Here is a 25,658-nt window from a genome sequence, read left to right on the forward strand (position 1 = left end):
GCAATAAACGACCATCTGCCAACGCCCCTGAAAGCCTTTGAATCGGCTCCATCCCTTATGGTTCAATAGCGGCCCGCCGCCTGTTCGTCGCCCCAGAGTCCCGCCGTCTTCTCCCCTACCAGATGGGCAGGGCGGTGCAACGTTCGAAAAGCGCTGCGAAATTTCGCGCGTGAACCGGGATTTTCCCTGAGATCGCGCCGTTCCCAGAGGAGCCGTTTGACTTCATCGGTTGCAACCGTGATCCTGCGCGCAGGAGATGCGATGAGTCGGAACGGCCCCAGCCCCGAGCTGCGCCACATCGATGTGGTTATCGACGCGGTACGTTCGCCGAGCAGCGCCGGTGTTTCGGCCGTGACGGCGTCATGGTGCCGCTCTCTCCTCCACCATGGACTCGATCCCGGCACGGGCGCCAAGCGCGCCCGCGTGGACCTTGCCACCCTTGGCCATCGGCGCAGCGAACATGCCGCCCTGCTGGCCGTGGCAGGCCCGGTGCTGGACCAGATGTACCGTTCCGTCGGCAGATCGGGCTGCGGCGTGGTGCTCAGCGATCCGACCGGCATCGTGCTCGACCGCCGGGTGGGCGATGGCGACGCCGCCGAGTTCGACGCGGTGGGCCTTGTGGAAGGCGGCCGCTGGGGCGAGGCGGAGGAAGGCACCAACGGCATCGGCACCTGCCTCTTCGAGGACCAGCCCGTCGTCATTCACCGCGACCAGCACTTTGCCAGCCGCAATGTCGGCATCAGTTGCATGGACGCCCCGCTCCACGATCCGCACGGGCGGCTGGCGGGCGCTCTCGACGTCTCCAGCTACCGCCAGGACCATGGCCCCGCGATGGCGGAACTCGTCTCCGCCCTGGTGCGTGACGCGGCCCGCCGGATCGAACGCGATTACTTCTGCCAGCATTTCGCCGGTTCGCGCATCGTGTTCCTGGCCGACGATCCGGTTCACGGCACGGCTCTCCTGGCCACCGACCGCGACGACCTGGTGATCGGCGCCAGCCGCGGGGCGCGTACGCGGCTGCGGCTCACGGACGCCATGCTCTGCCGCCCCCGTCCGCTTGACCAGGTGCTGGGCGCGGCGTCGTCCGGCCCTTCCTTCGAGGACGGCGACCGCACCGTCCTGCGCCAGGCGCTGGCGCAGGCCGGAGGCAACGCCAGTTCGGCGGCGCGCATCCTGGGCGTGGGCCGCGCCACCCTCTATCGCCGCATGGCCAAGGCCGGCCTCTCGCGCTAGCGCCATCGGGCTCAGGTCATCGGGCCCAGGAGAAATCCGCAAACTGTCTCGCGGGTGAGACACCAAGGCCGGCTTGCCCGCCCCCACCCGCTTCCGCAATCCTTTCCACTGCGCAACACTCATCCTCGACGAGACGCCATCAGGCGCCGCAAGAGAGGATATATCCGTGGACGCACTTGTTCAGGACCGGACCGCACTCCAGGCCCCCTTCGCAGAACGCTACGACAACTTCATCGGCGGTGCCTGGGTCGCGCCGAAGGCCGGTCGCTACTTCGACAATATCTCCCCGATCACCGGGCAGGTCGTGGGCCGGATCGCCCGCTCGGACGCTTCCGACATCGAGGCCGCGCTCGACGCCGCTCATGCCGCCAAGGACGCCTGGGGCAAGGCCTCCGTCGCCGAACGCGCACGCGTGCTCAATCTCATCGCCGACCGCATGGAAGAGAACCTGCAGCGCCTCGCCACGGCCGAGACCTGGGACAACGGCAAGCCGATCCGCGAGACCCTGGCCGCCGACGTACCTCTCGCCATCGACCATTTCCGCTATTACGCCGGTGTGATCCGGGGTCAGGAAGGCTCGATCAGCGAGATCGACCAGGACACCGTCGCCTACCATTTCCACGAGCCGCTGGGCGTGGTCGGCCAGATCATTCCCTGGAACTTCCCGCTGCTGATGGCCGCCTGGAAGCTTGCCCCGGCCCTGGCGGCAGGCAATTGCGTGGTGCTCAAGCCCGCGGAGCAGACGCCGGCCTCGATCATGGTCTGGGCGGAGATCGTCGGCGACCTGCTGCCGCCGGGCGTGCTCAACATCGTCAACGGCTTCGGCCTGGAGGCGGGCAAGCCGCTCGCCTCGTCCAGCCGCATCGCCAAGATCGCCTTCACCGGCGAGACCACGACCGGCCGCCTCATCATGCAATACGCCAGCGAGAACCTCATCCCGGTGACACTGGAGCTGGGCGGCAAGTCTCCCAACATCTTCTTCGAGGACGTGGCCGCCGCCGATGACGACTTCTTCGACAAAGCGATCGAGGGCTTCGTGATGTTCGCGCTGAACCAGGGCGAAGTCTGCACCTGCCCCAGCCGCGCGCTGATCCAGGAAAGCATCTACGATCGCTTCATGGAGCGCGCCCTGCAGCGCGTGGCCGCCATCGTCCAGGGCAACCCGCTCGATCCCGCGACGATGATCGGCGCGCAGGCATCCTCCGAACAACGCGAGAAGATCCTCTCCTACTTCGACATCGGCCGCCAGGAAGGCGCCGAGATCCTGATCGGCGGCGAGGCGGCGCAGCTGGAAGGCGAACTTGCGGGCGGCTATTACGTCAAGCCGACGGTGTTCAAGGGCCATAACAAGATGCGGATCTTCCAGGAGGAGATCTTCGGCCCCGTGGTTTCGGTCACCACCTTCAAGGACGCGGACGAAGCGCTCTCCATCGCCAACGACACGCTTTACGGGCTCGGCGCGGGCGTGTGGAGCCGCGACGCCAACACCTGCTACCGCTTCGGCCGCGAGATCAAGGCCGGGCGCGTCTGGACCAACTGCTATCACGCCTACCCGGCCCATGCGGCCTTCGGCGGCTACAAGCAGTCGGGCATCGGGCGCGAGACCCACAAGATGATGCTGGACCACTACCAACAGACGAAGAACATGCTGGTCAGCTACAGCCCCCGGAAGCTCGGATTCTTCTGAGCTTCACCCCCGGCGCGCGCCGCACCGCTCTCTCCCGCTCGCGGCGCGCGCCCCCCAACCCCCGATCACTTGACTATCCCCCGAGAGGAGTGTTGCAATGGCCAAGACCATGAAGGCTGCCGTCGTGCGTGAATTCGGAAAACCGCTGACGATCGATGAAGTACCGGTTCCCGAAGTCGGCCCCGGCCAGATCCAGGTGGCGATCCAGGCCTCCGGCGTCTGCCACACCGACCTTCATGCCGCCGAGGGCGACTGGCCGGTGAAGCCCAACCCGCCGTTCATTCCGGGCCACGAAGGCGTAGGCTATGTCAGCCAGGTCGGCGCGGGCGTCACTCATGTGAAGGAGGGCGACCGGGTGGGCGTGCCCTGGCTCTACACCGCCTGCGGCCACTGCGTGCATTGCCTGGGCGGATGGGAAACCCTTTGCGAAACCCAGCTCAACACCGGCTACTCGGTCAACGGCGGCTTTGCGGACTATGTGGTCGCCGATCCCAACTATGTCGGCCATCTGCCCGGCAATATCAGCTTCACCGAGATCGCGCCGGTGCTCTGCGCAGGCGTCACGGTCTACAAGGGCCTGAAGATGACCGACACCAGGCCCGGCGACTACGTGGCGATCAGCGGCATCGGCGGGCTGGGCCACATGGCCGTGCAATATGCCGTTGCCATGGGCCTCAACGTCGCGGCGATCGACATCGACGACGGCAAGCTGGACCTTGCCCGCAGGCTGGGCGCGACGATCACGGTCAATGCCCGCAACGAGGATCCGGCCACGATCATCAAGCGCGAGACCGGCGGCGGGGTCAACGGCGTGCTGGTGACGGCGGTAAGCGAGAAAGCCTTCGAACAGGCCATCGGCGTGACCGCACGCGGCGGCACCGTGGCGCTCAACGGCCTGCCACCCGGCGACTTCCCGCTCAACATCTTCGGCATGGTGCTCAACGGCATCACCGTGCGCGGCTCGATCGTCGGCACCCGGCTGGACTTACAGGAATCCATAGATTTCGCAGCGCAAGGCAAAGTCAGGGCAACGGTCGAGACCGCGAAGATCGAGGACATCAACACCATCTTCGATCGCATGCACAAGGGCCAGATCGAAGGGCGCGTCGTCCTCGACATGGCCGGATGAGGCTGCAGCAAGGCGGAACGACGCAAGGTCGAACGAAGAGAACAGGAGTTCGCCGGGGTGACGAATGAGGTAAAACGGGTCGCCGCCACCCCGGCGGCACTTGAACTGGTCGCGGAACTGACCGCCGAGTACGGTCCGGTGCTGTTCCACCAATCGGGCGGCTGCTGCGACGGGTCTTCCCCCATGTGCTACCCGCAAGGCGAGTTCCGCATCGGCGAGGGCGACATCCTGCTCGGCGAAGTGAGCGGCGCGCCCGTTTACATCGGCCGGGCACAAGGCATGGCCTGGGCGCATACCCAGCTCATCCTGGACGTCGTTCCCGGCCGGGGCGGCATGTTCAGCCTGGACAACGGCCGCGAACGCCGCTTCCTGACGCGCGGCCGCGTCTTCACCGAGGACGAGTTGCGGCAGTTGGACAAGGGTTCGGGCACGCCCTGAAGGCTGGCGCTGCCCGCTGCGCTGGCAACCGCAACGTCACCCAGAGCGCCCGCAGACCCCGCGCGCCGCAGCAACCCCGACAACGGATCCTGAAACACGACTAGGATCCCGCTGCTGCCAAGAAACGAAGCGTCCTGCGAAACGGCACATGCGCGTTCCGCCGGCCGCTTCAGCGGGGCCCCGGCGCGCCGATGGTGAACGCATATGTCAGCGGCTTCAGCGCGATGCGATAGGGCATGTGCGCCCGGCCATCGAGGTTCCAGCCGGTGTCCCCGCCCACGCCCGCCTGCGCCGCATCGATCAGCAGGGTGCCGTTGCCATGCGGGCGGATGTCGGCGCTATGGGCCTGCCCGGGCGGCTTCATGGCGAGGTCCGCATAAGGGAAAGCAAGCGCATTGACCGACAGCGGCTGCGCGCCGGTGACGCGAAGTCCGGTCCTGGCGCCTGTCAGTTCGATCCAGCGCACGTCGGTCTTGTTGCCCGATTCCTGCGGCCTTGCGTAATCGTGGAACTGGTCCGCGAGGGTGCCCTGCCACTGGGCGACGAGGCCGCCGGTCTTGCGATCGGCGTAAGTCTCCTGCGGACCGCGGCCGAACCAGCGAACCTGGTCGAGCACGGCGGGCGTCTCGAAAGCCAGGCCCAGGCGGAGCGGATCGGGCAGCGTGTCGCGCAGCGGCTCGAAATGGACAGTGACCCCCACCGAGCCGTCGGCGGCCATGGTCCAGCGCGTTTCGGTCTTCACCGAGCCCACACCCATGTCATGGCGCACGACCACGGCATTGCCGTCCCGCTCGACCGCCTCGACGCGGCGATGCTCGGAGAAATACTGCCACATAGCGTGGCTCTTGGGTACGCCAGCGCCGACATCGTTGTCAGTGGGCGATCGCCAGAAATTGGGCGCTCCTCCCGTAAGCAGCAGCTTGCCGCCGCGCGCGTAGCGGGTGACGAGGCCGGTCGCCTTGTCGATCTCCAGCACGGCATCGCCCGAGGCGAGGCGCATGGCAGATGCGGTTTCACTGGGCGCGACCGTGCCTGCCGCCGCCGCGACGACGGCCGGCGCGGTCAAGGCGAACTGCTCCCAGCCCACCACATGCCCGGCGGGCTGCGTCGGCACGGCGCCGGCCTTGGCGCGGGCACGCAGCACGAGGATGCGCTCGGCCGAGCCGTTCCTGGCCGCCGGAACCGGCACCACCAGCGCAGCAGATCCCCCCGCGGCCACGTCCGGCGTCGCCAGAGCGCCGCTGGCGACATCCTTGCCGTTCTCCATGACCGTCCAGTCGAGCGTGAAGCGCGAAAGGTCGATATGGTCGTGGCGATTGACCACGCGGTAGCCGCCCGCATCGTGGGTGAAGGCGATGGGCGCCTGGACCTTGGCGAGTTCGTAATATTCGGGATCGGGCGTCCGGTCGGACTGGATCACGCCGTCGCCCACCGGGCTGTCGTCGCCGTGCAGGCCCCCGTCCTTCGGATCGGGATCGTAGTCCAGGCCCTGACCCCAATAGGCCCGCCCGTCCTTGTCCTTCAACTCCATGGTCTGGTCCACCCAGTCCCAGATGAAGCCGCCCTGCAGCTTGGGGTAGCGACGCATCGTATCCCAGTAACCCTGGAGATCGCCCAGGCTGTTGCCCATCGAATGGGCATATTCGCACAGGATCAGGGGCTGGGTGAACGCCGGGTCCTGAGCGTAGTCGATCATCTTCGGCACGTCGTCGTACATCGGCGCGAAGATGTCGACATAGCTGTTCACCGGGTGGCGCCAGTTGCTCATGCTCCAGCCGAGGAAGTTGATCAGGCGGCTGGGATCGTTCGCCCGCACCCACTTGGCGGCGGCTTCGAAATTGGTGCCGATGCCGGTCTCGTTGCCCAGCGACCAGAAGATGATCGAGGGGTGGTTGCGGTCGCGCCGAACCATGCGCTCCACCCGGTCGAGATGCGCGGCCTGCCACTTGGGATCGTTGCCCAGCAGGTACTGGGGATCGTTGCCATGTTCCTGCGAGAGGCTGAGGTAGCCGTGGCTCTCGATATTGGCCTCGTCCATGACGTAGAGGCCATATTCGTCGGCAAGGTCGTACCAGCGCGGGTCGTTGGGATAGTGCGAGGTGCGCACGGCATTGACGTTCGCCGCCTTCATCAGTTCGATGTCGCGGCGCATCGTCTCTTCGGAGACGACGTGGAAGGTCTTCGGGTCGTGCTCGTGGCGATTGACGCCGCGGATCATCACGCGCTTGCCGTTCACGCGCACTTCGCCCCCGGCGATCTCCACGGTGCGGAAGCCGATGCGGCGGCTGGTGGCCTCCACCAGCTTGCCGTCGGCGTCGAGCAGTTCGACAAGCAATGTGTAGAGCTGCGGGTCCTCGGCCGACCATGTCCGCACCGCGGGAACGCCCGCCTCAAGGGACACCGTGCCCCCTTGCGCCGTGCCGCCGCGCGTCAGCACTTCCCGCTTGCCGTCGAGCAGCGTCGCGCGCAGGCGCATCGCCTCGGACTGGCCAGCCAGGTCGACTTTCACGGTCAGCTTGCCGTCGCGATAACCGTTCTCCAGCCCGGCATCGACCGTGAGATCGCGGATATGCGTGGCCGGCGCCGCGTAGAGCGTCACGCTCCGCTCGATCCCGTTGACGCGCCAGAAGTCCTGATCTTCCAGATAGCTGCCATCGGCGAAGCGGTAGAGTTCGATGGCGACGGTGTTGCTGCCAGCATGGGCATAGCGGGTCACGTCGAACTCGGCGGGGAGCTTTGAATCCTCGGAGTAACCGACGCGCTGGCCGTTGACCCAGATGTAATAGGCCGCGCCCGCCGCGCCCACCGTCAGCAAGAGGCGGCGGCCGGACCAGTTCGCAGGCACCGTGAAGTCGCGGCGATAGGAGCCGACTTCATTGAGGCGATGGTCGATCCATGGCTGGTCGCGCGGGAAGGGATAGCCGCTGCCGACGAAGACCGGGCGGCCGTGCCCATCGGCCTGGAGAATGCCCGGCACTTTCATGGTGCCCCAGCCGCTCACGTCGAAATCGGGCTTGAAGAATTCGGCCGGGCGGCTTTCCGGCGTGGGGGAGAGATGGAACTTCCAGTCCCCGTCCAGCGACAAGTGATAGCGCGATTTCGCCACGTCGCGCGAAAGGGCACCGGCGCGTGTCTCGAAGCCGTCGAACGTGGTGCGCATGGGCTCGGCGCCTTGCCGGACCACCTGGGGCTGTTCCCATTCTGCCGGGGCCGAACGATCGGCCGGAGACGCCGCGGCGGGCTGGGTCGTGGCGGTCTGGGCCATGGCGGCTTGCGCCAGCAGGAGCCCGGTCATGAGCCCGCCCACCGCGCAGCTGTTCAGGAAATGTCGCACCAATCCGCCCCTTGCCGACTCCCACCGGGCCGCCCCGCGCCGGGACGCCCCTCGCGGGAATGAAACCGTGAAAGCCGGATCGAGCCGGCCGCTTGATATATCGTATACTTCGTGAGGCGAATTGCAAGGCAGCGGGCAGCGGCTTTCCTCTGCCGAGGAAGCATTCGCTGAGCCGCGCGGACTGTGGTATGGCCATGCCATTCGGATCGGGAGCACGGGAATGGGCGTGACGGGTATCGGCGGCTTCTTCTTCCGGGCGAAGGACCCGGAGGCGCTGAAGAATTGGTATGCCGAACATCTCGGCGTCGGCGCATCGCCGCATGGCGCCTGGGATACCCAGGCCGGCCCAAGTGTTTTCGCACCCTTCCCCGCCGATAGCGACTATTTCGCGGCCGAAAAGGCGTGGATGCTGAACTTGCGGGTGGACGATCTCGACGCGCTTTGCGCGCGGCTGCTGGCCTCGGGCGTGGCCGTGGCGACCAATCCCGAATGGAACATGCCGGGCGTCGGCCGCTTCGCCCGCATCCATGATCCGGAAGGCAACCCGCTAGAATTGTGGCAACCTGACGACTAGGCCCGAAGTCCGGCCCCCATCCCTGCCGACCCCTCAGCCTGGGCCGGCCTGCCTCAGAATGCGATTTCCTTGCCTTCGAAATCGAAGAGCTTGCCGCTGTCAGTCACTTTCAGCTCTTCGATCACGTCCAGCAACTGCAGCGCCGCGCGTTCGGCATCGAACAGGCTGCCGGCCGGAACGTTGCCCTGGAACGGACGCGACAGGGCCGTGTCGACCGTGCCGGGATGGAGCGCCACCACGATGGTGCGCTCGCTGCGGCGCCGTTCCTCGATGGCGAGATTGCGCACCAGCATGTTGAGCGCCGCTTTCGACGCACGATAGCCGTGCCAGCCGCCCAGCCGGTTGTCGCTGATCGAACCGACCCGGGCCGAGAGCGCCGCGAATACCGATGGCGCCCTGCTGCCGGTTCCCGCCCCCGGTCCCGTCCGCGTCCTGGGCATGAGCGGCAGGAAATGCTTCGCCACCAGCGCCGGCCCGATGGCATTGACCGCATAGAGCCGGGCCAGCCATGCAGGATCGAGATCGCGCAGCGCCTTCTCCGGGCCGTGGTCCTCCTCGTGGAGCAGCCCGGTGGCCACGATCACCAGCCCCGGCGGCGGCCCTGCGGCCACGCGGGCGGCGGCAGCGGCAATGCTGGCCTCGTCAAGCAGGTCGAGGTGATCCGCTCCGGTACGCGATCGCGCGAAGCCATGGACGACCTCGTAAGCGCCTTCCTCGATCAGGGCCGCCTCGAACGCGGCGCCGATCCCGCCGGATGCGCCGATGACGACGGCGGAGGACCGGCCCGCGTTGCTCACGAGCGCGTGAACCGCCAGCGGTCGGCATCGCTCTCGGCGGCATCGAAGCGATAGCCGTCGCTGTCGAAACCGCGCATAGCGTCGATCTCGGTGACATGATGTTCGCAAAGCCAGCGCGCCATCATGCCGCGTGCGCGCTTGGCGTTGAAGCTGACGAAGCGCGGGCCGTTCGGGCCGGGCTCACGGAACTCCACCTCGATCACCCGGACGCCCGGCAACTTTCCGGAGACGGCCGCGAAATACTCCTGGCTGGCCAGGTTGAGCACGGTTTCCGAACCCTCTTCCGCCAGTTGCTCCAGCAGGAACCCGGCGATGCGATTGCCCCACCAGTCGGTCAGGCTCTTGTGGCGCGGCGCCCAGCGCGTGCCCATTTCCAGTCGGTAGGGCCGGATCGCGTCGAGAGGGCGCAAGAGTCCGTAAAGGCCGGAAAGCATGCGAACATGATCCTGCGCGAAGGCGACCCCTGCCTCGTCCAGGGTATGCGCCTCGAAGCCGGTGTAGACATCGCCGGCAAAAGCGAAGAGCGCCTGCCGTTCGGGCAGTTCCGCGAAGTCGCGAAAGCGATCGGCGTTGAGCTTGGCGAGACGCGGCGAGATGTGCATCAGCTCGGAAAGCCGCTTCTGCGTCAGGTTCGCCGCAGACCGTGCCAGGCTGCCCGCCTCCTCAGCGAAATGCGGGGTGGTGACGGCAAGGGGCGGCAGGGCGCGCTCGAAATCGAGCGTTTTCGCGGGAGACAGGAGAGCGATCATCGATCGCGCGGTAGCGGGGGCGGACGACCACGTCAAACCGCCCCGCATGCCTCGGAAGCCCGGTCAGCGGGGGCACTTCACCGGGTCGTTGCGCTTGCAGGCGGGATTGGCGCGTTCCCAGGTCGTGCGGGCCGCCTGGTAGTCCTGCACGGCCGCGTCGTGCTGGCGCACGGCTTCGGCATAGGCCGCCTGCTCGCGGTCCTGCCGCGCGGTCTCCGTGGCGATGGCGGCTTCACGCGCCTGTTCGCGCGCCACGTTGTCCTCGACTTGCGCCCGCGCCGCCTGCGCCTGCTGCTCGTTCAGTGCCTTGCGCCGCGCTTCTGCGTCGCCCGCCTCGGCGCCCTGAGGCAGACCCATCTCGGCCACGCTCTGCCCTGCAACCTTTTCACGATGCGCGCCGGCAGTGGGCTCCGGTTGGGCCAGCACGCTGACAGGCACCAGAACAAGCGCGGAAGCCAGCAGGGACAGGTTGCGGATGCGTCTCATAAATGGATTCCTTCGGTAATCGTCGGGGTCGCTCGCGGATGACACTAATCCGCAAACGGGAACGGCGTCGAGGCTGAGAAACGACCAGCGGCCCGGCCCGGTTCCAAACAGGGAAACCGAGACCGGGCCGCGGCGAAAACCGGCGTTTGCGCCAGCCCGTTACGCGTCGAGATCGACCGCCATTTCGCGCGGCCAGCGACGCAGCGCGCGGCAGGCCTTGAGGAAGGCGCCGGCATCCTTTGCACCGTCCAGTTTCAGGCAGGCCTCGTCGAGATCGCCGGCGATCCCGGCCTTGGCGAAGATCGCCTCCGCCGCGCCGGTGTAACCGATGAACTTGCAATGCGCGAAGGCGTCAGTGACGAAATCCTTCGCCGCCGCATCCATCGCGAGCAGCCCCGCGCCCTCCCCGGACACCACCAGAGCCACGGCATCGAACAGCACCGAGGGGCCGCCGTCGATCTTGTGCTTGGCGGCCAGACGGGTCCCGTCCGACAGCGTCACGCCGCCGACTTTGGGTGCAACCACCTCATAGACGGCGCCCTCGGCCTCCACCGCTTCGAGCAGGGCAGAGAGCACCGCCGCGTCGGCGCCGTCACTCACGAGGATGCCCAGCTTGCGGCCCTTGAAGTCCGCTGGACCGTTCTTGACGATGCTCAGCTTGTCCGAAGCGGGAAGGTTCGCGATCGGCTCGCGCGCCGCGACCGCGGGATCGGGCAACGGCAGGCCCAGCCCATCGGCCACGGTGCCTGCCAGCCCGGGGTCGATGCGGATCAGGTGGGAGACGGTACGCGCGCGAATGTCCGGGCGCTCCACTTTCGACAGCTCGAACACGAGGGCATCGGCAATGTGCTTCTGCTCGACGGGCGTCTGGCTCACGAAGAACTGCCGTGCCTGGCTATAGTGATCGGCGAAGGTTTCCGACCGCACCCGCTGCTTCGGGCCATCTGCCGTCTCGGCATAGCTGGTGAAACCGCGCACGGGATCCTCGCGCGGGCCGCCCTGCTCGGCGCCCCAGCTGTTCGGTTCGTAATTCGCCCGACCCTTGGGATTGCGCATGGCCATGTGCCCGTCCTGCTGGAAATGAGCCATGGGGCACTTGGGCGCGTTGATCGGAATATGCGTGAAGTTGGGTCCGCCCAGCCGCTTGATCTGGGTGTCGAGGTAGGAGAAATTGCGGCCCTGAAGCAGCGGGTCGTTCGAGAAATCGATCCCCGGGGGCACGTTCTGGGTGCAGAAGGCCACTTGCTCGGTCTCGGCGAAGAAGTTGTCCACCACCCGGTCGAGCACCAGGCGGCCGACGACGCGGATCGGCACGAGTTCCTCGGGGATGAGCTTGGTGGCGTCGAGCACGTCGAAGTCGAAGCTGTCGGCAAAGGCATCGTCGAACAACTGGACGCCCAGTTCCCATTCGGGGAAGTCACCCGCGTTGATGGCGTCCCACAAGTCGCGGCGATGGAAGTCCGGATCGGCGCCGTTGATCTTGACCGCCTCGTTCCAGACCACCGATTGCAGCCCCTGCTTCGGCTTCCAGTGGAACTTGACGAACGTGGACTTGCCCTCGGCGTCCAGCAACCGGAAGGTGTGCACGCCGAAGCCTTCCATGGTGCGGAAAGAGCGCGGAATGGCGCGGTCCGACATGGTCCACATGATCATGTGGAAGCTTTCCGGCGTCAGGCTGACGAAGTCCCAGAAATTGTCGTGCGCGGTCTGGGCCTGCGGGAAATTGCGATCCGGTTCGGGCTTGGCGGCATGGACGAGATCGGGGAACTTCATCGCGTCCTGGATGAAGAAGACCGGGATGTTGTTGCCTACCAGGTCCCAGTTGCCCTCCTGGGTGTAGATCTTGACCGCAAAGCCGCGCACGTCCCGCGCGAGGTCGAACGAACCCTTCGATCCGGCCACGGTGGAAAAGCGGACGAAGGCGGGCGTGCGCTCGCCGACGCGCTGGAACACGTCGGCCCGGCTGACATCGGCCAGGCTATCCGTCAATTCGAAGTAGCCGTGAGCGCCGTAGCCGCGCGCGTGGACGACACGCTCGGGGATGCGCTCATGGTCGAAGTGGAAGATCTTCTCGCGGAAATGGAAGTCTTCCAGAAGCGTCGGCCCGCGCGCGCCCTGCTTCAGGCTGTTCTGGTCGTCCGAAACCGGCACGCCCTGCTGGGTCGTCAGCGCCGCAACGCCCTCCCCGGCGCTCTGGCGGGTTTCTCCGCCGGATCCTTGCGTCTCGGCGTAGCTATGGGAGATCGCGGCGTCAGCCGGAACCGGGTCGGCCTTGGCGGGCGTTTCGCCGCCGATATCGGCGGCGGTGACGTCGGATGGGGCCTTCTTCGATGGCGTCTTCGACGGGCTCTTCTGGGCAGGTGCACGCTTCGCGGAAGCTTTCGTGGGGGTCTTGGCCATGGGCTATCCTCGCTGGGATGAGATGGCACCGATGCTCTCGCAGGCCGCCGCTTCAGCATACCTGCATGCTCGGTGTCTGTGCCCGATAACCCCGCCCGCGAAGGGGAGTTGCCGCCGATCCGCCGAAATTAACCTAGGTCATCGCGATTATGCCCGGGCCGGGCGCAAGGCGGTCTTCCCGCGCGACGGAAGCCTCTCCTCGGGCCGCAGGGTGAGGACGCGCACGCCATTCCGGGTGACTGCCACCGTGTGCTCGAACTGGGCGGACAGCTTGCCGTCCACCGTCACCACCGTCCAACCGTCATCCTCTGTGCGGACCAGGCGCCGTCCCTGGTTCAGCATCGGCTCGATCGTGAAGACCATGCCTTCTTCCAGTCTCACGCCGGTACCCGGCCGGCCGAAATGGAGCACTTCGGGCTTCTCGTGCATTTCCCGGCCGATGCCGTGTCCGCAATATTCCCGTACGATCGAATAGCCGGCTTTCTTGGCGTGATGTTCGATGGCGTGGCCGACATCGCCCAGCCGCGCACCGGGCCGAACCGCCTGGATGCCTTTCCACATGGCCTCATATGTCGTCTTCACCAGACGCGCGGCCGCAGGCGCGATCTCGCCGACGGCATAAGTCTTGCTGGAATCGGCAATGAAGCCGTTCTTTTCAAGGGTGATGTCGAAATTGACGATGTCTCCCGCCCGCAACGTCTCGGTCTCGGAAGGGACCCCGTGGCACACGACATCATTGCGGGAGCAGTTCAGCACATAGCCATAGCCGTACTGCCCCTTGCTGGCGGGCCGCGCCGCCAGTGGGTGGACGATCATGTGCTCCACCAGGTCGTTGATCTCCATCGTCGTCCGCCCGGCGAGCGGCTGTCCATCGAGGAACGTGAACACCGATGCCAGAAGACGGCCGGATTCGGCCATGAGTTCGATTTCCTCCGGCGTCTTGATCATGGCACGCGCGCCCCGCAGGCCAGATCGTCAGGGTCGACTCCCGCCTCCCTGAGTTCGCGAATGACGATCTGCTGGAACGTGAGCTGGGGGTTCAACTCACAGAGCATGCCGATCCTGATCCAGAAAGCCGCCTGCGCGTTGATCGAACGATAGGACGCCTTGCTGGCCTTGCGGAGCTGGTCGTGCAGCTCATCCTCGATATTGACGATACCCATGCAACCGGCCTTTACCATATGAAACATATACGAATCATAAATGGTTCATATGCAAGCCGACGAGTTCGGGCAAGGGGCAGCTTCTTCCGGGCTAGGCGTCTGAACCGGACTTTCGCAGCAAGTAGACATCCATGATCCAGCCATGCTCCGCACGAAGCGCGGCACGGCGACGCACGATCTGCGGGCCGATTTGCGTTAGGTCGCCCGCGATCAGGCATTGTTGCGGCATGCCGAGGTAAGCGCCCCACCAGATCGACAGGCCCTCCGGCGGCAGCGCGGCGAAGGCGCAAGTGCCGTCGAGCATGACCACCAGGGTTTCCGCGTCGGCTGGCCATCCGCCGTCGCGCAGGCGCCGTCCCGTCGTGATCGTCACGGGCGCTCCCAGACCGTTCAGCGCAATGCCGTGAGCCGCCGTGAGGACCTGGATGCTGGTGATGCCCGGCACGACATGAACCCTCAGCGCCCGCCCCCCGCGCTGCAGCCGCTCCGCGATCCGAAGGGTGCTGTCGTATAGCGAGGGGTCGCCCCAGACCAGCAGCGCCAGCGTGCCGCCTTCCGGCAGGTGCCGGTCGATCTGACTCGCCCAGACCTCGGCAATCGCGGCGTGCCAGGCATCCACGGCTTCGAGGTAGGGCGGGTTTTCCGAACGGACGGGGAGATCGAACTCCACGACCCGCGTCTCTTCCGTCAGCACGCTGTCGCAGATCGACCGGCGCAGATCGAGCAGATCGGACTTCGCCTCGCCCTTGCGGGGCAGCAGGATCAGGTCCGCCCCGTTCATCGCGCGGATGGCCGCAAGCGTCAGGTGGTCCGTGTTGCCGGTGCCGATGCCGATCAGGTGAAGATCCACCGTGCCGGTCATGGCTCCAGCTCCCCGGCCAAGCCCGAGGAAGCGAAAGGCGATTGCGCCGATTGCGGCCGGAAGCGGCGATCGTAGTCGGGGGCATAGAGGCTGCTTTCCGCCGCCACGCCCTCTTCCACGTCCAGAGCCCGTCCCACCAGGATGAGGGCGGTGCGCTCCATCGTTCCCGCCACGGCTTGCTCCACACCGTCCAGCCGCGCCCGCACGACTTTCTCGTCCGGCCAGCTCGCCCGCCAGACCACCGCCACCGGGCAATCCGCGCCGTAGTGTGGCACGAGATCCGCGACCACCGCGGCAAGGTTGTGGATCGAAAGGTGGATCGCCAGAGTGCTGCCGGTCGCGGCGAAGGCGGAAAGGCTTTCGCGCTCCGGCATCGCGCTGGCCCGGCCCGGTGTCCGCGTCAGCACCAGCGACTGCGCCAGACGCGGCACCGTCAACTCGGTCTCCAGCGCCGCCGCAGCGGCGGCGAAGGCCGGTACGCCCGGCGTCACGCTGATGGGGATGCGCAGCGCGCGAAGGCGGCGGATCTGCTCGCCCATGGCGGACCAGATCGAGGGGTCGCCGGAATGGAGACGGGCCACGTCATGGCCCTCGGCATGGGCCTGCGCGATCTCCGCGAGGATCGCGTCGAGATCCAGGGACGCGGTGTTCACGATCCGCGCGCCGGGCGGGCAATGCTCCAGCACGGCAGCGGGCACCAGCGAGCCCGCATAGAGGCACACCGGGCTCGACGCGATCAGGTCGCGGCCGCGCAAGGTCAGCAGGTCTGGCGCGCCCGGACCGGCGCCGATGAAGTGTACGGTCATGAACTGGCTCCCTGGGCCATGGCGCAAGTGGCCATGCGATCGGACGAGATATGGCGGGCCGTCAGCAACCGGGCGCCGGGACCGGCCGCCGCCAGGGCCGAGGCTTCGGCAACGCTGCCGGTACGGCGAGCGGCAAGGCTGGCGGCGGACAGAGTCACCGTCGCCGCCGCTTCCAGCGCTTCGCCAGCGACGGGGACTGCCGGAACCTGTCGCTCCTGAGCAAGCAAGCGCAGCGGCGCGATCTTGTCGGCAGGCGCGGTCAGAACGTCCGGTTCGGCGCCATCCGCGCAGGCCCGCGCCAGAGCGTCACGCAAGGAGGAGAGGGATGCGCCTGCGCGAAATCCGAAGCCGGCCACGATCACAAGGTCACGCTCCATTGTACGACGGGATAGTGGGCTTTCCAGCCGCGCCGCGTGCCCAGCGGCGCGGCCTGCGCCAGTTCGATGCGCAGCAGCGTGCCGCCCACCTCGCCATGGACCCTGGCCAGCAGAGCCTCGCTTTCCAGCGTGACGGCATGGGCCACCAGCCGGGTGCCAGCGGGGAGACCGCAGAGCCGCTCCAGCAGGGGCGTCCCCAGCCCGCCGCCCACGAAGACGGCATCCGGCAGGGGCTGGTTTTCCAGCACCTCAGGGGCGCGTCCTTCCACCACGCGCAGATGATCGACGCCCAGCGCCAGGGCATTGCCCCGCGCCCGCGCCGCGCGCTCGCGATCGACCTCGAAGCCCACGGCCCGCATGTCGCGGTGAGTGAGCAGCCATTCTATCGCGATCGAGCCCGATCCCGTGCCGATGTCCCAAAGCATCTCGCCGGGCCGGGGCGCGAGCGCCGAGAGCGCCAGGGCGCGCAGCGGGCGCTTGCTGATCTGCCCGTCGTTCGCGAACCAGTCATCGCCGCGTCCGGACGTCCGGGGCAGGACGCGGCCTTCCCCCGCACAGAGCACGCCCACGGCGACGGGATGAGCCACGTCGGTCAGATCGAAGCCCTCGGCCGCCGCCTGCCGGATCCGTTCGCGCGGGCCGCCCAGCGCTTCGAGCACCGTGAGCTGCGATGCCCCGAACCCTTCCGCCGCGAGATAATCGGCCAGTTCCGCGGCAGCCGCCCCCTCGCGCAACAGCACCAAGGCCCGCTGCCCCGGCGCAAGGTGCGGACGCAACCGCGACAGCGGCGCCGCGTGGAGCCCCAGACACGGTGTCGCCTCGACCGGCCAGCCCAGCCGCGAGGCCGCGAGGGCGAAAGTCGAGGGCACAGGGTGCGCGGTCCATTCCGAGCGGTCGAGCGCCCGTGTCACCACCGAACCCGCGCCGAACCAGAACGGATCGCCGGAAGCCAGCATGACCACCTGCCGCCCCCGCAGCGCCAGCAGCGCGGCCAGCCCGCTCTCGAACGGCACTGGCCATGTCCGACATTCCGCACTAAGCCCCGCCAGCAGGCCGAGGTGGCGGGCGGCGCCGGTCACCACTTCGGCCGCCGCAAGGGCGGCGCGCGCCGCCTCGCCGAGGCCGGACAGACCGTCCTCGCCGATACCGACGATCGTCAGCCATGGCTTTTGGGGAGCTTCAGACATGACCCGCGTCCTCATTCTGGGCGGCACCACCCAGGCGAGCGCCCTCGCCGCGGCATTGGCCGAGCGCGAGATCGAAGCCGTGCTGAGCTATGCCGGACGGGTGGCCAGCCCGCGAAGCCAGCCGGTGCCGGTCCGCGTGGGCGGCTTCGGCGGCATTGCCGGGCTGGAGCGCTATCTGCGCGAAACCGCCGTCACCCATCTGGTCGACGCTACCCATCCCTTCGCGGCCACGATGAGCGCTCATGCCATTGTCGCCGCCAAGGCCGCCGGCATTGCGCTGGCGGCGCTGACGCGGGCGCCCTGGGCACCGCGCGGCGGGGATCGCTGGCACCGGGTCCCAGACCTTGCCGCCGCCGTCGCCAGCCTGGAGGGTCCGCCGCGCCGGGTGATGCTGGCGCTCGGCCGGATGCACGTCGAGGCTTTCGCGGCCCAGCCCCAGCACCGCTATCTGCTGCGCTTCGTGGATGCACCCACCGAAGCGCCGTCCCTGCCGCATCACGACCTCGTGATCGACCGCGGACCCTTCACGCCGGAGCGCGACACGGACTTGCTCCGTGCGCACCGGATCGACCTGCTGGTCTGCAAGAACGCGGGCGGCTCCGGCGCGTCGGCCAAGCTCGATGCCGCGCGGGAGCTGGGGCTTGCCGTGACGATGATAGACCGCCCCGCGATCCCGCCCCGCCGCGCGCTGGAACGGGTGGAGCAAGTGCTGGACTGGCTCGCTCATTCCGCCCACCGCGGCGTGTAGAGCACCGGGCCCCGGTCTCGCGCCACAAGCCGGGTGCGGCTCGATCCGACGATGACCATGGTGCGCATGTCCGCCATCTCCGCCCGCGCCTCGGCCAGCGGCACGAAGGTCAGGACTTCCTCGGGCGTGGAGACGGCGCGGGCGAAAAGGATCGGGCGCTCTGGCCCGCAAGCCTCGCGCAGGATCTCAAGGACGCGCGCGAAACCTTCCGGCCGCGCCTTCGAGCGCGGGTTGTAGAAGGCCATGGCGAAGTCCGCTTCCGCCGCCAGCCGCAATCGGCGCTCAATGAGTGCCCAGGGCTTGAGATTATCGGAAAGGTTGATGGCGCAGAAGTCATGGCCCAGCGGCGCGCCCGCCCGCGCGCTCGCCGCCAGCATGGCGGTGATGCCCGGCAAGACCCGGATATCGAGTTCGCGCCAGTCGGCAGGGCCCTGCTCCCAGGCCTCGTACACGGCCGCCGCCATGGCGAAGACGCCCGGATCCCCGGAGGAGACCACCACCACGCGCTGCCCCTCGGCCGCGAGCGAAAGCGCATGGGCCGCGCGCTCCAATTCGACGCGGTTGTCGCTGGCATGGAAGCGCAGGCCCGCGCGCGGCGCCACCCGGGCGACATAAGGGCCGTAGCCGATCACGTCGGTGGCGGCATTCAGGGCCGCAGAGGCCTCGGGCGTGACGAGCGCCTCGTCGCCCGGCCCCAGCCCGGCGATGGCGAGCCAGCCGCTCATGGCCGGCGCCCCTGTCCGTGGATCAGCAGGATCGAGAAGTAGGGCGTCACGGCTTCCGCCTCGGCGAGCGGCGTCACCCGCTGCTCGGCCATCGCGGCATGCTCCACCAGCCAGGCCTCCCCCTCGCGCCCGGCAGCGATGACGGCGCGGCGCAGCTTGGCCAGGTTGCGGCCGATCTTCATGACCACGAGCGCGTCGGTATCGCGAATGCGCCGCGCCAGATCTGCCTCCGGTAGCGTGGCGGTGAGGACGGTGAGGACATCGTCGCCCCAGGTCATCGGCGCGCCGCATGCCGTCCAGGCGCCCGACATTCCGGTGATCCCCGGCACGACGGCGACCGGCACCGGTGCCGGCCCTGCATGGCCCCCTGCTTCGGCCAGGCGGGTATAGAGGTGCATGAACGAGCCGTAGAAGAAGGGGTCGCCCTCGCAGAGCACCACGACATCCTCGCCCTCGCGGACGAGCTTCGCCAGTTGCTCGGTCCAGCTTGCGTAGAAGCGGGAAAGGCAGGCGTTGTAGCGCGGGTCTCCCAGCGGAATCTCCGTGGTCACCGGATATTCCATCGCATGCTCGACGACATCGGCGCGGAGCATGCCCTCGACGATCCGCCGCGCCTGACCGGGCCGGCCGGCCTTGCGGAAATAGGCGACATGCCTGGCTCCGCGCACCAATCGGTCGGCGCGAACGCTCAGCAGGTCCTGCGCGCCGGGGCCCAGTCCGACGCCGTGTACGGTTCCCACGCTCATTCCGCGCTGCTCGCGATGGCGTTGACCGCGGCCACGGTGATCGCGCTGCCGCCCAGCCTTCCTTCGACGATGCAGCAGGGCACCGGGCAGGCATCCCAGAGGGCGGCCTTGGACTCGGCCGCCCCCACGAAGCCGACGGGACAGCCAATGATCGCTGCCGGGCGCGGGCAATCGGGGTCCTCCAGCATGTCGAGCAAGTGGAACAGCGCGGTGGGCGCATTGCCGATGGCCACCACGGCCCCGCCAAGGTGCGGCGGCCAGAGTTCGAGCGCCGCCGCCGAGCGGGTATTGGCCATCGCCTGCGCCATTTGCGGGACTTGCGGATCCTGGAGCGTGCAGATCACCGCATTGTCCGCGGGAAGCCGGGCGCGAGTGATCCCTTCGCCCACCATGCGCGCATCGCACAGGATCGGCGCACCCGCCTCCAGCGCCGCCATCGCCGCGCGGGCGAATCCGGGCGAGAAGCGGATGTGCCGCGCCAGCTCCACCAGCCCCGAGGCGTGGATCATGCGGACCGCGATGCGCTCCTCGTCAGCGGGAAAGGCGGCGAGGTCCGCCTCGGCGCGGATCGTCGCAAACGACTGGCGATAGATGGCCGCGCCATCCTTTTCGTAGATATGCGCCATTCATGAGGCTCCGAAATGAGCAAGGACATGGTCGGGAGAAAGGCCGCCCAGCGTCGGCGGGTCGCCCGCGCGGCCACGGAGGGCGAGGTCGAAGACGCCGTCGCGCCCGGTCAGGACCACGTCGCTCGGTCGTGCGCGCGCGCAGCCTTTCGCGCAGCCGGAAACGTGCAGGCGCCCGGACACATGCGGCGCCAACCGGCGCGCCAGTTCGCGCGTTTCGACCGTCGCCTGCGGGCATGTCGGCGCGCCCGGACAGGCATCGGCGCGCAGCAGCGGGTCGCCGGGATCGCGAATGAAGCCCTCCACCGGCTCTCGCACCTCGGATTCGGCCAGAAGCTGCCGCCAAGACGTAACGCGAAGCGCCGCAGCGCCGGTCGCTGCCATCAGCCGCACCATTGCCTCCCCCTCGATCCGCCCGAACGGCACCCCGTAGCCATGCGGCGCAGCGGCTCCGACGGCGGGACGGCCATCCCCCCGCGCCCATTGTGGAAGAGCGGCCGTGTGGCGCGAGGCCCGGCGGGCAGCGGCGCCGCCTGTCTCCACGAACCAGTGCGCGAGCGCGATCAGGCGGTCTGTGGCCTCTTCCGGCAGGATGGAAACCCCGCTCTCGCGCCCGTCGAGGCGGAGCAGCAGGCCGCCGGCTTCCGCGCGCTCGATGCGGAAATCCGCAGGGCTGTCCAGCAGCGTGGCGACGGGGCCGGCATCGACCGCGATGCCCATCTTTCCGGGCAATTCGGGCAACTCGCCCAGACGGCCCAGGAGTTCTTCCGCGATCCGCGCGGTATCGTCCCCGCGATCCCAGCCGGGTGCGACAAGGAGGTTGCGCCGCCCCTCCAGAGCAGCGTCGGAATCGACCAGGCCCCGGTCGACCAGGGCGCGCAGCAGATCCTGCCAGCCCTGCTCGCGGACACCGCGGATCTGGAGATTGGCGCGATTGGTGATGTCTATCGCACCGCTGCCGAAACGGCGCGCCAGATCAGCAAGCACCGCGATCTCGGCCGCGGTCAGGCGCGCCAGCCGGGGCTTCACGCGCACGATCAGCCCGTCTCCGGCCATCATCGGACGCCAGGCATCCGGGCACCATCCGCGCAAGGCGAAGCCTGTCATCGGGACGCGCGTTTCATCCTGCCCCACGGCATCATCCTCTCGCGCGCAGCGACGATGACCGGGGCTTGCCGACGGGCGTCGGTCCGCACGCAACGACGGGCGGGCGCGATGAACGCCCGTCCTGCGCGCCGATGCAGCCCCAGCCGCACGGCTTCGTCGCTCACGCGGAGTACCGAGCCTTGGCCTATCCCTGGGCCAGGGCAAGAGCGACCGATGCGCCGGCAGGTCTCCTGGCTTGCGGGTCAAAGCGCGATGCTCGGCCTTCCCGGTCCGTGGCGCCGGGCGCCCGCGATCCAGTGGCCGGCTCCCCGGGGGAAGCCACGGCATCTTGCTCACCGCTCACAGTTGCAGGGACAGCCGCGGATTCGAGGGACGAACCCTCTCACCGCGTTCCCTATTAAGCCTCGTTCGAGGCACCGGCGCGATCTTGCCCGCCGATCCTGACGGATCGGGCGGGCACCGGGGCGCTAACGCAGGAAATGCCGATCCGCAAGTCTCATGGAGCCACGTCCAAACAGGGACGCGCGCCGGGAACGTGGTTAGAGACCCCCGGTCAGCGGTAGCTCAGCTTCGGGAAGAAATCTCCGCGCCCCTCGGGCAGCAGGTCCAGCAAGCCCCAGACCGGGTCCAAAGCATCCAGCGAGCGATGGTGCTGGTCCGGCTCCTCCGGGGCGTAGAGCAGTTCGCCGCCCCAAAAATGCCGAACCTCGCCGCCGTCCTTACGGAAGACATTGATCATCGGCTCGTCCCAGTCCTTTCCGTCCTCGTACCCGCGCTCCTGGCGCATGGCGGGGGTTACGCCGGCCGTGTTGCCGAAATAGTCCCGTGTGTAGCTGCTGCCTTCGGCCGAGAGGAACCGGAGATGCGGCCAGCGGCGCTCACGCGCCCAGGCCACCAGACGGGCCAAAGGCGAACGGGCGACGACGTAGAACGCCGCAGCCTGCGGGACATGCCGTGCGGCCCCGTCCAGCCCGTCGAGCAGATGCGTGCAACCGGTGCAAGGCTCGTCGCGCTCGGGACCGAACATGTAGCTGTAGAGGATCAGGCTGGGCTTCCCCGCGAACAATTCCGACAGCCGCACCTGCTCCGGGCGCTGATGATCCCCGACGCGTTCGAAGACGTAGTCCTCCTTGATCGTCCCGCCGGGGGGCAGCGCCCGGCGCATCGCCGCAACCGTTTCCGTCTGGCGGCGCAGGTCCATTTCGGCGTCGAGCAGTTCGTTGCGCGCGCGGCGGTATTCGGCGCTTTCGTTGGGAAAACTGAGATGTTCCATGATCGGGCTCCTCCCTCCGGTTGCTCCCCTGACGCTCGCAGCCTGAACGCCCGAACGAAGGCATGAGTTCACGCAAAGGAGCGGCAAATCGCCGCCCCCTTCCGGCAACGCGGCAAGCCCCTGACGCAAGGCGATATTCCGACCCCGTGCTGTCATGATCCGGGGCTAGTCGCGCAAGGGACACACCCTGCCGCCCCGCCAGGAGGCGGGATCATGGCCGCAGCGCCGCGCTTCTGCACGGGGTACGCTGCCCGCGATCCCTGCCTTGAGCCCGGAGATTACCGCGATGAACCACCACCCGGCCGAAACCACCCTGTCCCGCCGCGGCATGCTCCTTGCCGGCGCTGGGGCAGGCGCCGCCACGCTTCTCGGCCAGGGCCCCGCACTGGCGGCGCCGCAGAATTCGGTCGCGCATACTGGAGGCGCGCGCAAGAAGCCGCTGGTGATCGGCCACCGCGGCTGCTCGGCGCTGCGGCCAGAGCACACCCTGGCGTCCTACGCCAAGGCCATCGACCAGGGCGCGGACTTCGTGGAGCCGGATCTCGTCTCGACCAAGGACGGTGCCCTGATCGCCCGGCATGAGAACAACATCGCCGAAACTACCAATGTCGCGGACCATCCCGAATTCGCCCAGCGCCGCACGACCAAGGTGATCGACGGGGAAAAGGTCACCGGCTGGTTCACCGAGGATTTCACCCTCGCAGAGATCAAGACCCTGCGCGCAGTCGAACGGCTCGGCGCCATGCGCCCCGAAAGCAAGAGCTACGACGGCCAGTTCCAACTGCTCACGCTTGAGGAAATCGCGGACTTCGTGGCCGCGGAATCCGCCGCACGCGGCCGCAAGATCGGCCTCATTCCCGAGATCAAGCACTCCACCTATTTCGCCGGGATCGGCCTGCCGCAAGAACAGCGCTTCCTCGACCGCGTGGCCGCTAGCCATTATCTCTCGACCGCCCCGGTGATCGTCCAGAGCTTCGAGGTGGCCAATCTCAAGTGGCTGCGCCCGCGCATCGCAACCTATCGCAGCCTGCAACTCCTGCAACTGACCGTGCCTCTGGACATGCACCCCGCCGATGTCGCCGCCTCCGGGGGCAGCCTCACGTTCAAGCAGATGCTCACGCCCGCCGGTCTGGCCGAAGTCAGGACTTATGCCGACTGGATCGCCCCCGTGCTCCAGGGGATCATCCCCTTCGGCGATGCCACGGGCAAGTCCGGCCCGCTGGGCAAGCCGAGCACGCTGGTGCGCGATGCCCATGCGGCCGGCCTGCTCGTCTCGACCTGGACGGTGCGGCCGGAAAACAGCTTCCTGCCCACGGACTTCCGCGGCCCGGGCGGCGATTCGGCGCGTCAGGACAAGGCCTGCATCGAATTCATGCGCCGCTTCATCGCGGCGGGTGTCGATTCCTTCTTCACCGACGATCCGGGCCTCGGACGTGCGGCCGTGGACGGCACGGCCTGACACAGCACTCTTCGGCAAGCCGCCCGCCCACACGAACCCGGATCGCCTGTCGCTTCGCTGCATGGTAGGATCCCGCATTGCCGGGAGCCTCGCCATGACGATCACCATCACCGCTTTCGAAAACTCGCCCGACCGGGGGCGGGGCCTCGCGCGGGACATGCGGGTACGCTGGGCGCTGGAGGAACTGGGCCTGCCTTACGAAGTGCGGTTGCTTTCGTTCGAAGCGCTCAAGAGGCCCGAACATCTCGCGCACCAGCCCTTCGGGCAGATCCCCAGCCTGGAAGACGGCGATCTCGTGCTGTTCGAATCCGGCGCCATCGTCCTCCACCTCGCCGGCACACACCCCGGTCTCCTGCCCGAGGATGCCGATGCCCGTGCCCGCGCCGTCGCCTGGCTCGTCGCGGCGCTCAACACGGTGGAGCCACCCATCGTCGAATGCACCATGGCGATGATATTCGAGCGGGAGCAGGCCTGGTTCGCAGCGCGGCAGCCGATGCTCGAAAAGCGCGTGCAGGCCCGCCTCCAGCAACTGACCGCCTCGCTTGGGAGCGCCGAATGGCTGGACGGTGCCTTCAGCGCGGGAGACCTAATGATGGTGACCGTGCTGCGCCGACTGGTCAGTTCCAACCTCCTCGACGCCTGGCCCCCACTGCTGGCCTATATCGCCCGCGCCGAAGCACGCCCCGCCTACCAACGCGCCTTTGCCGACCAGCGCGCGGTATTCGAAGCCGCATCCTGCGCCGGCCCCGAAGCACCGGCCTGAACGCCTGCCCCTGACCGCGCCTTTCCGGCACCCCCGAAAGAATACATATCGCCGGGTTAGGCTTGCGGAAGGTTTCGCGCGCTAGACCCGCGTGCGGTGCAGTCACGATCGAAACCGAAGGCGCTTGCCATGGACGCCATCCTGTTTTCTCCCCCCAGTGCCCCGGGATCGCCCGCCGAGCCCTCGTCGTGGTACATTTCGGCCATGGAGCGCCTCGTCGCCGCGGTGCAGGACTTGTCCCACGCGCGCGATCTGGACGCCGTCACCGCCATCGTCCGGGACGCCGCGCGCAACCTGACCGGAGCTGATGGCGCCACGTTCGTCCTGCGGGACGGCGACATGTGCTACTACGCGGAGGAGAACGCCATAGCGCCCTTGTGGAAGGGCCGCCGCTTCCCGATGAGCACATGTGTCAGCGGCTGGGTGATGATCAATGCACAGAGCGCGGTGATCGAGGATATCTACGCCGATCCGCGCGTCCCGGTCGAAGCCTATCGCCCCACGTTCGTGAAGAGCATGGCGATGGTGCCGATCCGCCGCACCTCGCCCATCGGCGCCATCGGCAACTACTGGTCGTCCCGCCGCGCGACGACGGCCGAGGAACTGGCCATTCTCCAGGCCTTGGCCGACACCACCTCGGTCACGCTGGAAAACGCCGAACACTACACCCGCCTCCAGGGCAAGGTGCATCGCCTCCAGGAACAGCAGCGGCGCATCAGCGAGCAACAGACAAGCGATTGAGGGACATGCTAGTCATCATGTGCAGCGGCTCCGACTATGGGCCGGACCAGCGGCGCTCGGTCGAACTCGGCGCGGCGGGATATCTGCTCAAGTCGCCCCGTTTCTCAAGCTTCCGGGACATCGTCGCCGGCCAGCCGGGGCTTCGCCTGATCGAAGATGAGAGCAGCCTGACAATGCTGCGCGCCTGCGCCTGAATTTTTCGCCTATAATAGGAAAAAGGGCGCGCGGGGCGAGACAGCCGCTGTCCC

General features: G+C 67.9%; 26 protein-coding genes and 1 riboswitch. Of the genes, 10 read left to right on the forward strand and 16 right to left on the reverse strand.

The features are described 5' to 3' along the window. Window positions 1-261 precede the first annotated feature (261 nt). The 4 genes from ACZ1J6_RS06810 to ACZ1J6_RS06825 all read left to right on the forward strand — a co-directional run bounded on the left by ACZ1J6_RS06810 (window position 262) and on the right by ACZ1J6_RS06825 (window position 4,487). Entirely contained in the window at window positions 262-1,233 is a 972-nt protein-coding gene (locus ACZ1J6_RS06810; protein ID WP_431567712.1) for a GAF domain-containing protein, read from the forward strand. Window positions 1,234-1,399: 166 nt separating this feature from the next. Continuing rightward, on the forward strand, window positions 1,400-2,920 hold the full coding sequence (gene adh, locus ACZ1J6_RS06815; protein ID WP_132269244.1) for an aldehyde dehydrogenase: 1,521 nt from the start codon (window positions 1,400-1,402) through the stop codon (window positions 2,918-2,920). A gap of 97 nt (window positions 2,921-3,017) precedes the next feature. After that, the gene (adhP, locus tag ACZ1J6_RS06820; protein ID WP_132269242.1) at window positions 3,018-4,049 is read left to right on the forward strand and encodes an alcohol dehydrogenase AdhP; all 1,032 of its coding nucleotides are present in this window, start codon (window positions 3,018-3,020) and stop codon (window positions 4,047-4,049) included. Window positions 4,050-4,106: 57 nt separating this feature from the next. Continuing rightward, window positions 4,107-4,487 carry a DUF779 domain-containing protein gene (locus ACZ1J6_RS06825; RefSeq protein ID WP_431567711.1) on the forward strand — a complete coding sequence of 127 codons (381 nt, stop codon included), beginning with the start codon at window positions 4,107-4,109 and terminating at the stop codon, window positions 4,485-4,487. A gap of 169 nt (window positions 4,488-4,656) precedes the next feature. Here the strand turns inward: ACZ1J6_RS06825 and ACZ1J6_RS06830 are convergent, their stop codons facing one another. After that, complete coding sequence (locus ACZ1J6_RS06830) at window positions 4,657-7,821, reverse strand: glycoside hydrolase family 2 TIM barrel-domain containing protein (RefSeq protein ID WP_431567710.1); 3,165 nt, start codon at window positions 7,819-7,821, stop codon at window positions 4,657-4,659. Window positions 7,822-8,041: 220 nt separating this feature from the next. Here ACZ1J6_RS06830 and ACZ1J6_RS06835 point away from each other — a divergent pair, with 220 nt between their 5' ends. After that, complete coding sequence (locus ACZ1J6_RS06835) at window positions 8,042-8,395, forward strand: VOC family protein (RefSeq protein WP_132269239.1); 354 nt, start codon at window positions 8,042-8,044, stop codon at window positions 8,393-8,395. Between the two features lie 53 nt (window positions 8,396-8,448). On the opposite strand, the gene ACZ1J6_RS06840 is transcribed toward ACZ1J6_RS06835, so the two are convergent. The 10 genes from ACZ1J6_RS06840 to cbiE all read right to left on the reverse strand — a co-directional run bounded on the left by ACZ1J6_RS06840 (window position 8,449) and on the right by cbiE (window position 17,222). Then, on the reverse strand, window positions 8,449-9,192 hold the full coding sequence (locus ACZ1J6_RS06840; protein WP_431567709.1) for an SDR family NAD(P)-dependent oxidoreductase: 744 nt from the start codon (window positions 9,190-9,192) through the stop codon (window positions 8,449-8,451). After that, window positions 9,189-9,941, reverse strand: coding sequence for a peroxide stress protein YaaA (yaaA, locus tag ACZ1J6_RS06845; protein WP_132269236.1), 753 nt, complete (start codon window positions 9,939-9,941; stop codon window positions 9,189-9,191). The genes ACZ1J6_RS06840 and yaaA overlap by 4 nt, the downstream gene beginning before the upstream one ends. 63 nt (window positions 9,942-10,004) lie before the next feature. After that, on the reverse strand, window positions 10,005-10,427 hold the full coding sequence (locus ACZ1J6_RS06850; RefSeq protein ID WP_132269235.1) for a hypothetical protein: 423 nt from the start codon (window positions 10,425-10,427) through the stop codon (window positions 10,005-10,007). Between the two features lie 159 nt (window positions 10,428-10,586). Next, on the reverse strand, window positions 10,587-12,827 hold the full coding sequence (locus ACZ1J6_RS06855) for a catalase (RefSeq protein ID WP_465127174.1): 2,241 nt from the start codon (window positions 12,825-12,827) through the stop codon (window positions 10,587-10,589). A gap of 147 nt (window positions 12,828-12,974) precedes the next feature. Continuing rightward, complete coding sequence (map, locus tag ACZ1J6_RS06860; protein WP_465127175.1) at window positions 12,975-13,775, reverse strand: type I methionyl aminopeptidase; 801 nt, start codon at window positions 13,773-13,775, stop codon at window positions 12,975-12,977. After that, complete coding sequence (locus ACZ1J6_RS06865; protein ID WP_314468591.1) at window positions 13,772-13,990, reverse strand: ParD-like family protein; 219 nt, start codon at window positions 13,988-13,990, stop codon at window positions 13,772-13,774. Before ACZ1J6_RS06865 ends, map begins: the two co-directional genes overlap by 4 nt. Window positions 13,991-14,081: 91 nt before the next feature. After that, window positions 14,082-14,852 (reverse strand): precorrin-6A synthase (deacetylating), encoded by a 771-nt coding sequence (gene cobF, locus ACZ1J6_RS06870; protein ID WP_132270065.1) that lies wholly within the window; start codon window positions 14,850-14,852, stop codon window positions 14,082-14,084. Then, the gene (gene cobM / locus ACZ1J6_RS06875; protein WP_132270064.1) at window positions 14,849-15,658 is read right to left on the reverse strand and encodes a precorrin-4 C(11)-methyltransferase; all 810 of its coding nucleotides are present in this window, start codon (window positions 15,656-15,658) and stop codon (window positions 14,849-14,851) included. Before cobM ends, cobF begins: the two co-directional genes overlap by 4 nt. Next, window positions 15,655-16,035 carry a cobalamin biosynthesis protein gene (locus tag ACZ1J6_RS06880; protein ID WP_431568230.1) on the reverse strand — a complete coding sequence of 127 codons (381 nt, stop codon included), beginning with the start codon at window positions 16,033-16,035 and terminating at the stop codon, window positions 15,655-15,657. The genes cobM and ACZ1J6_RS06880 overlap by 4 nt, the downstream gene beginning before the upstream one ends. Further along, complete coding sequence (cbiE, locus tag ACZ1J6_RS06885) at window positions 16,017-17,222, reverse strand: precorrin-6y C5,15-methyltransferase (decarboxylating) subunit CbiE (RefSeq protein WP_431568231.1); 1,206 nt, start codon at window positions 17,220-17,222, stop codon at window positions 16,017-16,019. The genes ACZ1J6_RS06880 and cbiE overlap by 19 nt, the downstream gene beginning before the upstream one ends. Here cbiE and ACZ1J6_RS06890 point away from each other — a divergent pair. Beyond that, window positions 17,221-17,970, forward strand: a complete 750-nt coding sequence (locus ACZ1J6_RS06890; RefSeq protein ID WP_465127176.1) for a cobalt-precorrin-6A reductase — start codon at window positions 17,221-17,223, stop codon at window positions 17,968-17,970. The two genes, cbiE and ACZ1J6_RS06890, sit on opposite strands and share 2 nt — an antisense overlap. Here the strand turns inward: ACZ1J6_RS06890 and cobJ are convergent. From cobJ to ACZ1J6_RS06915, 5 genes are all read right to left on the reverse strand, one after another. Next, window positions 17,946-18,695 carry a precorrin-3B C(17)-methyltransferase gene (cobJ, locus tag ACZ1J6_RS06895; RefSeq protein ID WP_431568232.1) on the reverse strand — a complete coding sequence of 250 codons (750 nt, stop codon included), beginning with the start codon at window positions 18,693-18,695 and terminating at the stop codon, window positions 17,946-17,948. The two genes, ACZ1J6_RS06890 and cobJ, sit on opposite strands and share 25 nt — an antisense overlap. After that, complete coding sequence (gene cobI / locus ACZ1J6_RS06900) at window positions 18,692-19,441, reverse strand: precorrin-2 C(20)-methyltransferase (protein ID WP_134093657.1); 750 nt, start codon at window positions 19,439-19,441, stop codon at window positions 18,692-18,694. Before cobI ends, cobJ begins: the two co-directional genes overlap by 4 nt. Continuing rightward, the gene (locus tag ACZ1J6_RS06905; RefSeq protein WP_431568233.1) at window positions 19,438-20,067 is read right to left on the reverse strand and encodes a precorrin-8X methylmutase; all 630 of its coding nucleotides are present in this window, start codon (window positions 20,065-20,067) and stop codon (window positions 19,438-19,440) included. Before ACZ1J6_RS06905 ends, cobI begins: the two co-directional genes overlap by 4 nt. Beyond that, on the reverse strand, window positions 20,068-21,201 hold the full coding sequence (locus ACZ1J6_RS06910; protein WP_465127177.1) for a cobalamin biosynthesis protein CobG: 1,134 nt from the start codon (window positions 21,199-21,201) through the stop codon (window positions 20,068-20,070). A 176-nt stretch (window positions 21,202-21,377) separates the two neighbouring features. Beyond that, a riboswitch (cobalamin riboswitch) is annotated at window positions 21,378-21,605 on the reverse strand. Window positions 21,606-21,727: 122 nt separating this feature from the next. After that, the gene (locus ACZ1J6_RS06915; RefSeq protein ID WP_132270057.1) at window positions 21,728-22,447 is read right to left on the reverse strand and encodes a DUF899 family protein; all 720 of its coding nucleotides are present in this window, start codon (window positions 22,445-22,447) and stop codon (window positions 21,728-21,730) included. A 286-nt stretch (window positions 22,448-22,733) separates the two neighbouring features. On the opposite strand from ACZ1J6_RS06915, the gene ACZ1J6_RS06920 reads away from it, so the two are divergent. From ACZ1J6_RS06920 to ACZ1J6_RS06935, 4 genes are all read left to right on the forward strand, one after another. Further along, window positions 22,734-23,906 (forward strand): glycerophosphodiester phosphodiesterase, encoded by a 1,173-nt coding sequence (locus ACZ1J6_RS06920; protein WP_132270056.1) that lies wholly within the window; start codon window positions 22,734-22,736, stop codon window positions 23,904-23,906. A 94-nt stretch (window positions 23,907-24,000) separates the two neighbouring features. Then, window positions 24,001-24,669, forward strand: a complete 669-nt coding sequence (locus ACZ1J6_RS06925; RefSeq protein WP_465127178.1) for a glutathione S-transferase family protein — start codon at window positions 24,001-24,003, stop codon at window positions 24,667-24,669. Between the two features lie 129 nt (window positions 24,670-24,798). Continuing rightward, window positions 24,799-25,410, forward strand: a complete 612-nt coding sequence (locus ACZ1J6_RS06930) for a GAF domain-containing protein (RefSeq protein WP_465127179.1) — start codon at window positions 24,799-24,801, stop codon at window positions 25,408-25,410. Window positions 25,411-25,415: 5 nt separating this feature from the next. Further along, the gene (locus ACZ1J6_RS06935; RefSeq protein ID WP_465127180.1) at window positions 25,416-25,604 is read left to right on the forward strand and encodes a hypothetical protein; all 189 of its coding nucleotides are present in this window, start codon (window positions 25,416-25,418) and stop codon (window positions 25,602-25,604) included. Window positions 25,605-25,658: the final 54 nt, after the last annotated feature.

The organism is Novosphingobium sp. BL-S-21, from assembly GCF_055521655.1.

Excerpts from the sequence above, each read along its gene's own strand:
- ACZ1J6_RS06810 (WP_431567712.1), top strand. The coding sequence starts at position 262 with ATGAGTCGGAACGGCCCCAGCCCCGAGCTGCGCCACATCGATGTGGTT.
- adhP (WP_132269242.1), top strand. The coding sequence starts at position 3,018 with ATGGCCAAGACCATGAAGGCTGCCGTCGTGCGTGAATTCGGAAAACCG.
- ACZ1J6_RS06835 (WP_132269239.1), top strand. The coding sequence starts at position 8,042 with ATGGGCGTGACGGGTATCGGCGGCTTCTTCTTCCGGGCGAAGGACCCG.
- yaaA (WP_132269236.1), bottom strand. The coding sequence starts at position 9,941 with ATGATCGCTCTCCTGTCTCCCGCGAAAACGCTCGATTTCGAGCGCGCC.
- ACZ1J6_RS06850 (WP_132269235.1), bottom strand. The coding sequence starts at position 10,427 with ATGAGACGCATCCGCAACCTGTCCCTGCTGGCTTCCGCGCTTGTTCTG.
- ACZ1J6_RS06855 (WP_465127174.1), bottom strand. The coding sequence starts at position 12,827 with ATGGCCAAGACCCCCACGAAAGCTTCCGCGAAGCGTGCACCTGCCCAG.
- map (WP_465127175.1), bottom strand. The coding sequence starts at position 13,775 with ATGATCAAGACGCCGGAGGAAATCGAACTCATGGCCGAATCCGGCCGT.
- ACZ1J6_RS06865 (WP_314468591.1), bottom strand. The coding sequence starts at position 13,990 with ATGGGTATCGTCAATATCGAGGATGAGCTGCACGACCAGCTCCGCAAG.
- cobF (WP_132270065.1), bottom strand. The coding sequence starts at position 14,852 with ATGACCGGCACGGTGGATCTTCACCTGATCGGCATCGGCACCGGCAAC.
- cobM (WP_132270064.1), bottom strand. The coding sequence starts at position 15,658 with ATGACCGTACACTTCATCGGCGCCGGTCCGGGCGCGCCAGACCTGCTG.
- ACZ1J6_RS06880 (WP_431568230.1), bottom strand. The coding sequence starts at position 16,035 with ATGGAGCGTGACCTTGTGATCGTGGCCGGCTTCGGATTTCGCGCAGGC.
- ACZ1J6_RS06890 (WP_465127176.1), top strand. The coding sequence starts at position 17,221 with ATGACCCGCGTCCTCATTCTGGGCGGCACCACCCAGGCGAGCGCCCTC.
- cbiE (WP_431568231.1), bottom strand. The coding sequence starts at position 17,222 with ATGTCTGAAGCTCCCCAAAAGCCATGGCTGACGATCGTCGGTATCGGC.
- cobJ (WP_431568232.1), bottom strand. The coding sequence starts at position 18,695 with ATGAGCGGCTGGCTCGCCATCGCCGGGCTGGGGCCGGGCGACGAGGCG.
- cobI (WP_134093657.1), bottom strand. The coding sequence starts at position 19,441 with ATGAGCGTGGGAACCGTACACGGCGTCGGACTGGGCCCCGGCGCGCAG.
- ACZ1J6_RS06905 (WP_431568233.1), bottom strand. The coding sequence starts at position 20,067 with ATGGCGCATATCTACGAAAAGGATGGCGCGGCCATCTATCGCCAGTCG.
- ACZ1J6_RS06915 (WP_132270057.1), bottom strand. The coding sequence starts at position 22,447 with ATGGAACATCTCAGTTTTCCCAACGAAAGCGCCGAATACCGCCGCGCG.
- ACZ1J6_RS06920 (WP_132270056.1), top strand. The coding sequence starts at position 22,734 with ATGAACCACCACCCGGCCGAAACCACCCTGTCCCGCCGCGGCATGCTC.
- ACZ1J6_RS06925 (WP_465127178.1), top strand. The coding sequence starts at position 24,001 with ATGACGATCACCATCACCGCTTTCGAAAACTCGCCCGACCGGGGGCGG.
- ACZ1J6_RS06930 (WP_465127179.1), top strand. The coding sequence starts at position 24,799 with ATGGACGCCATCCTGTTTTCTCCCCCCAGTGCCCCGGGATCGCCCGCC.
- ACZ1J6_RS06935 (WP_465127180.1), top strand. The coding sequence starts at position 25,416 with ATGCTAGTCATCATGTGCAGCGGCTCCGACTATGGGCCGGACCAGCGG.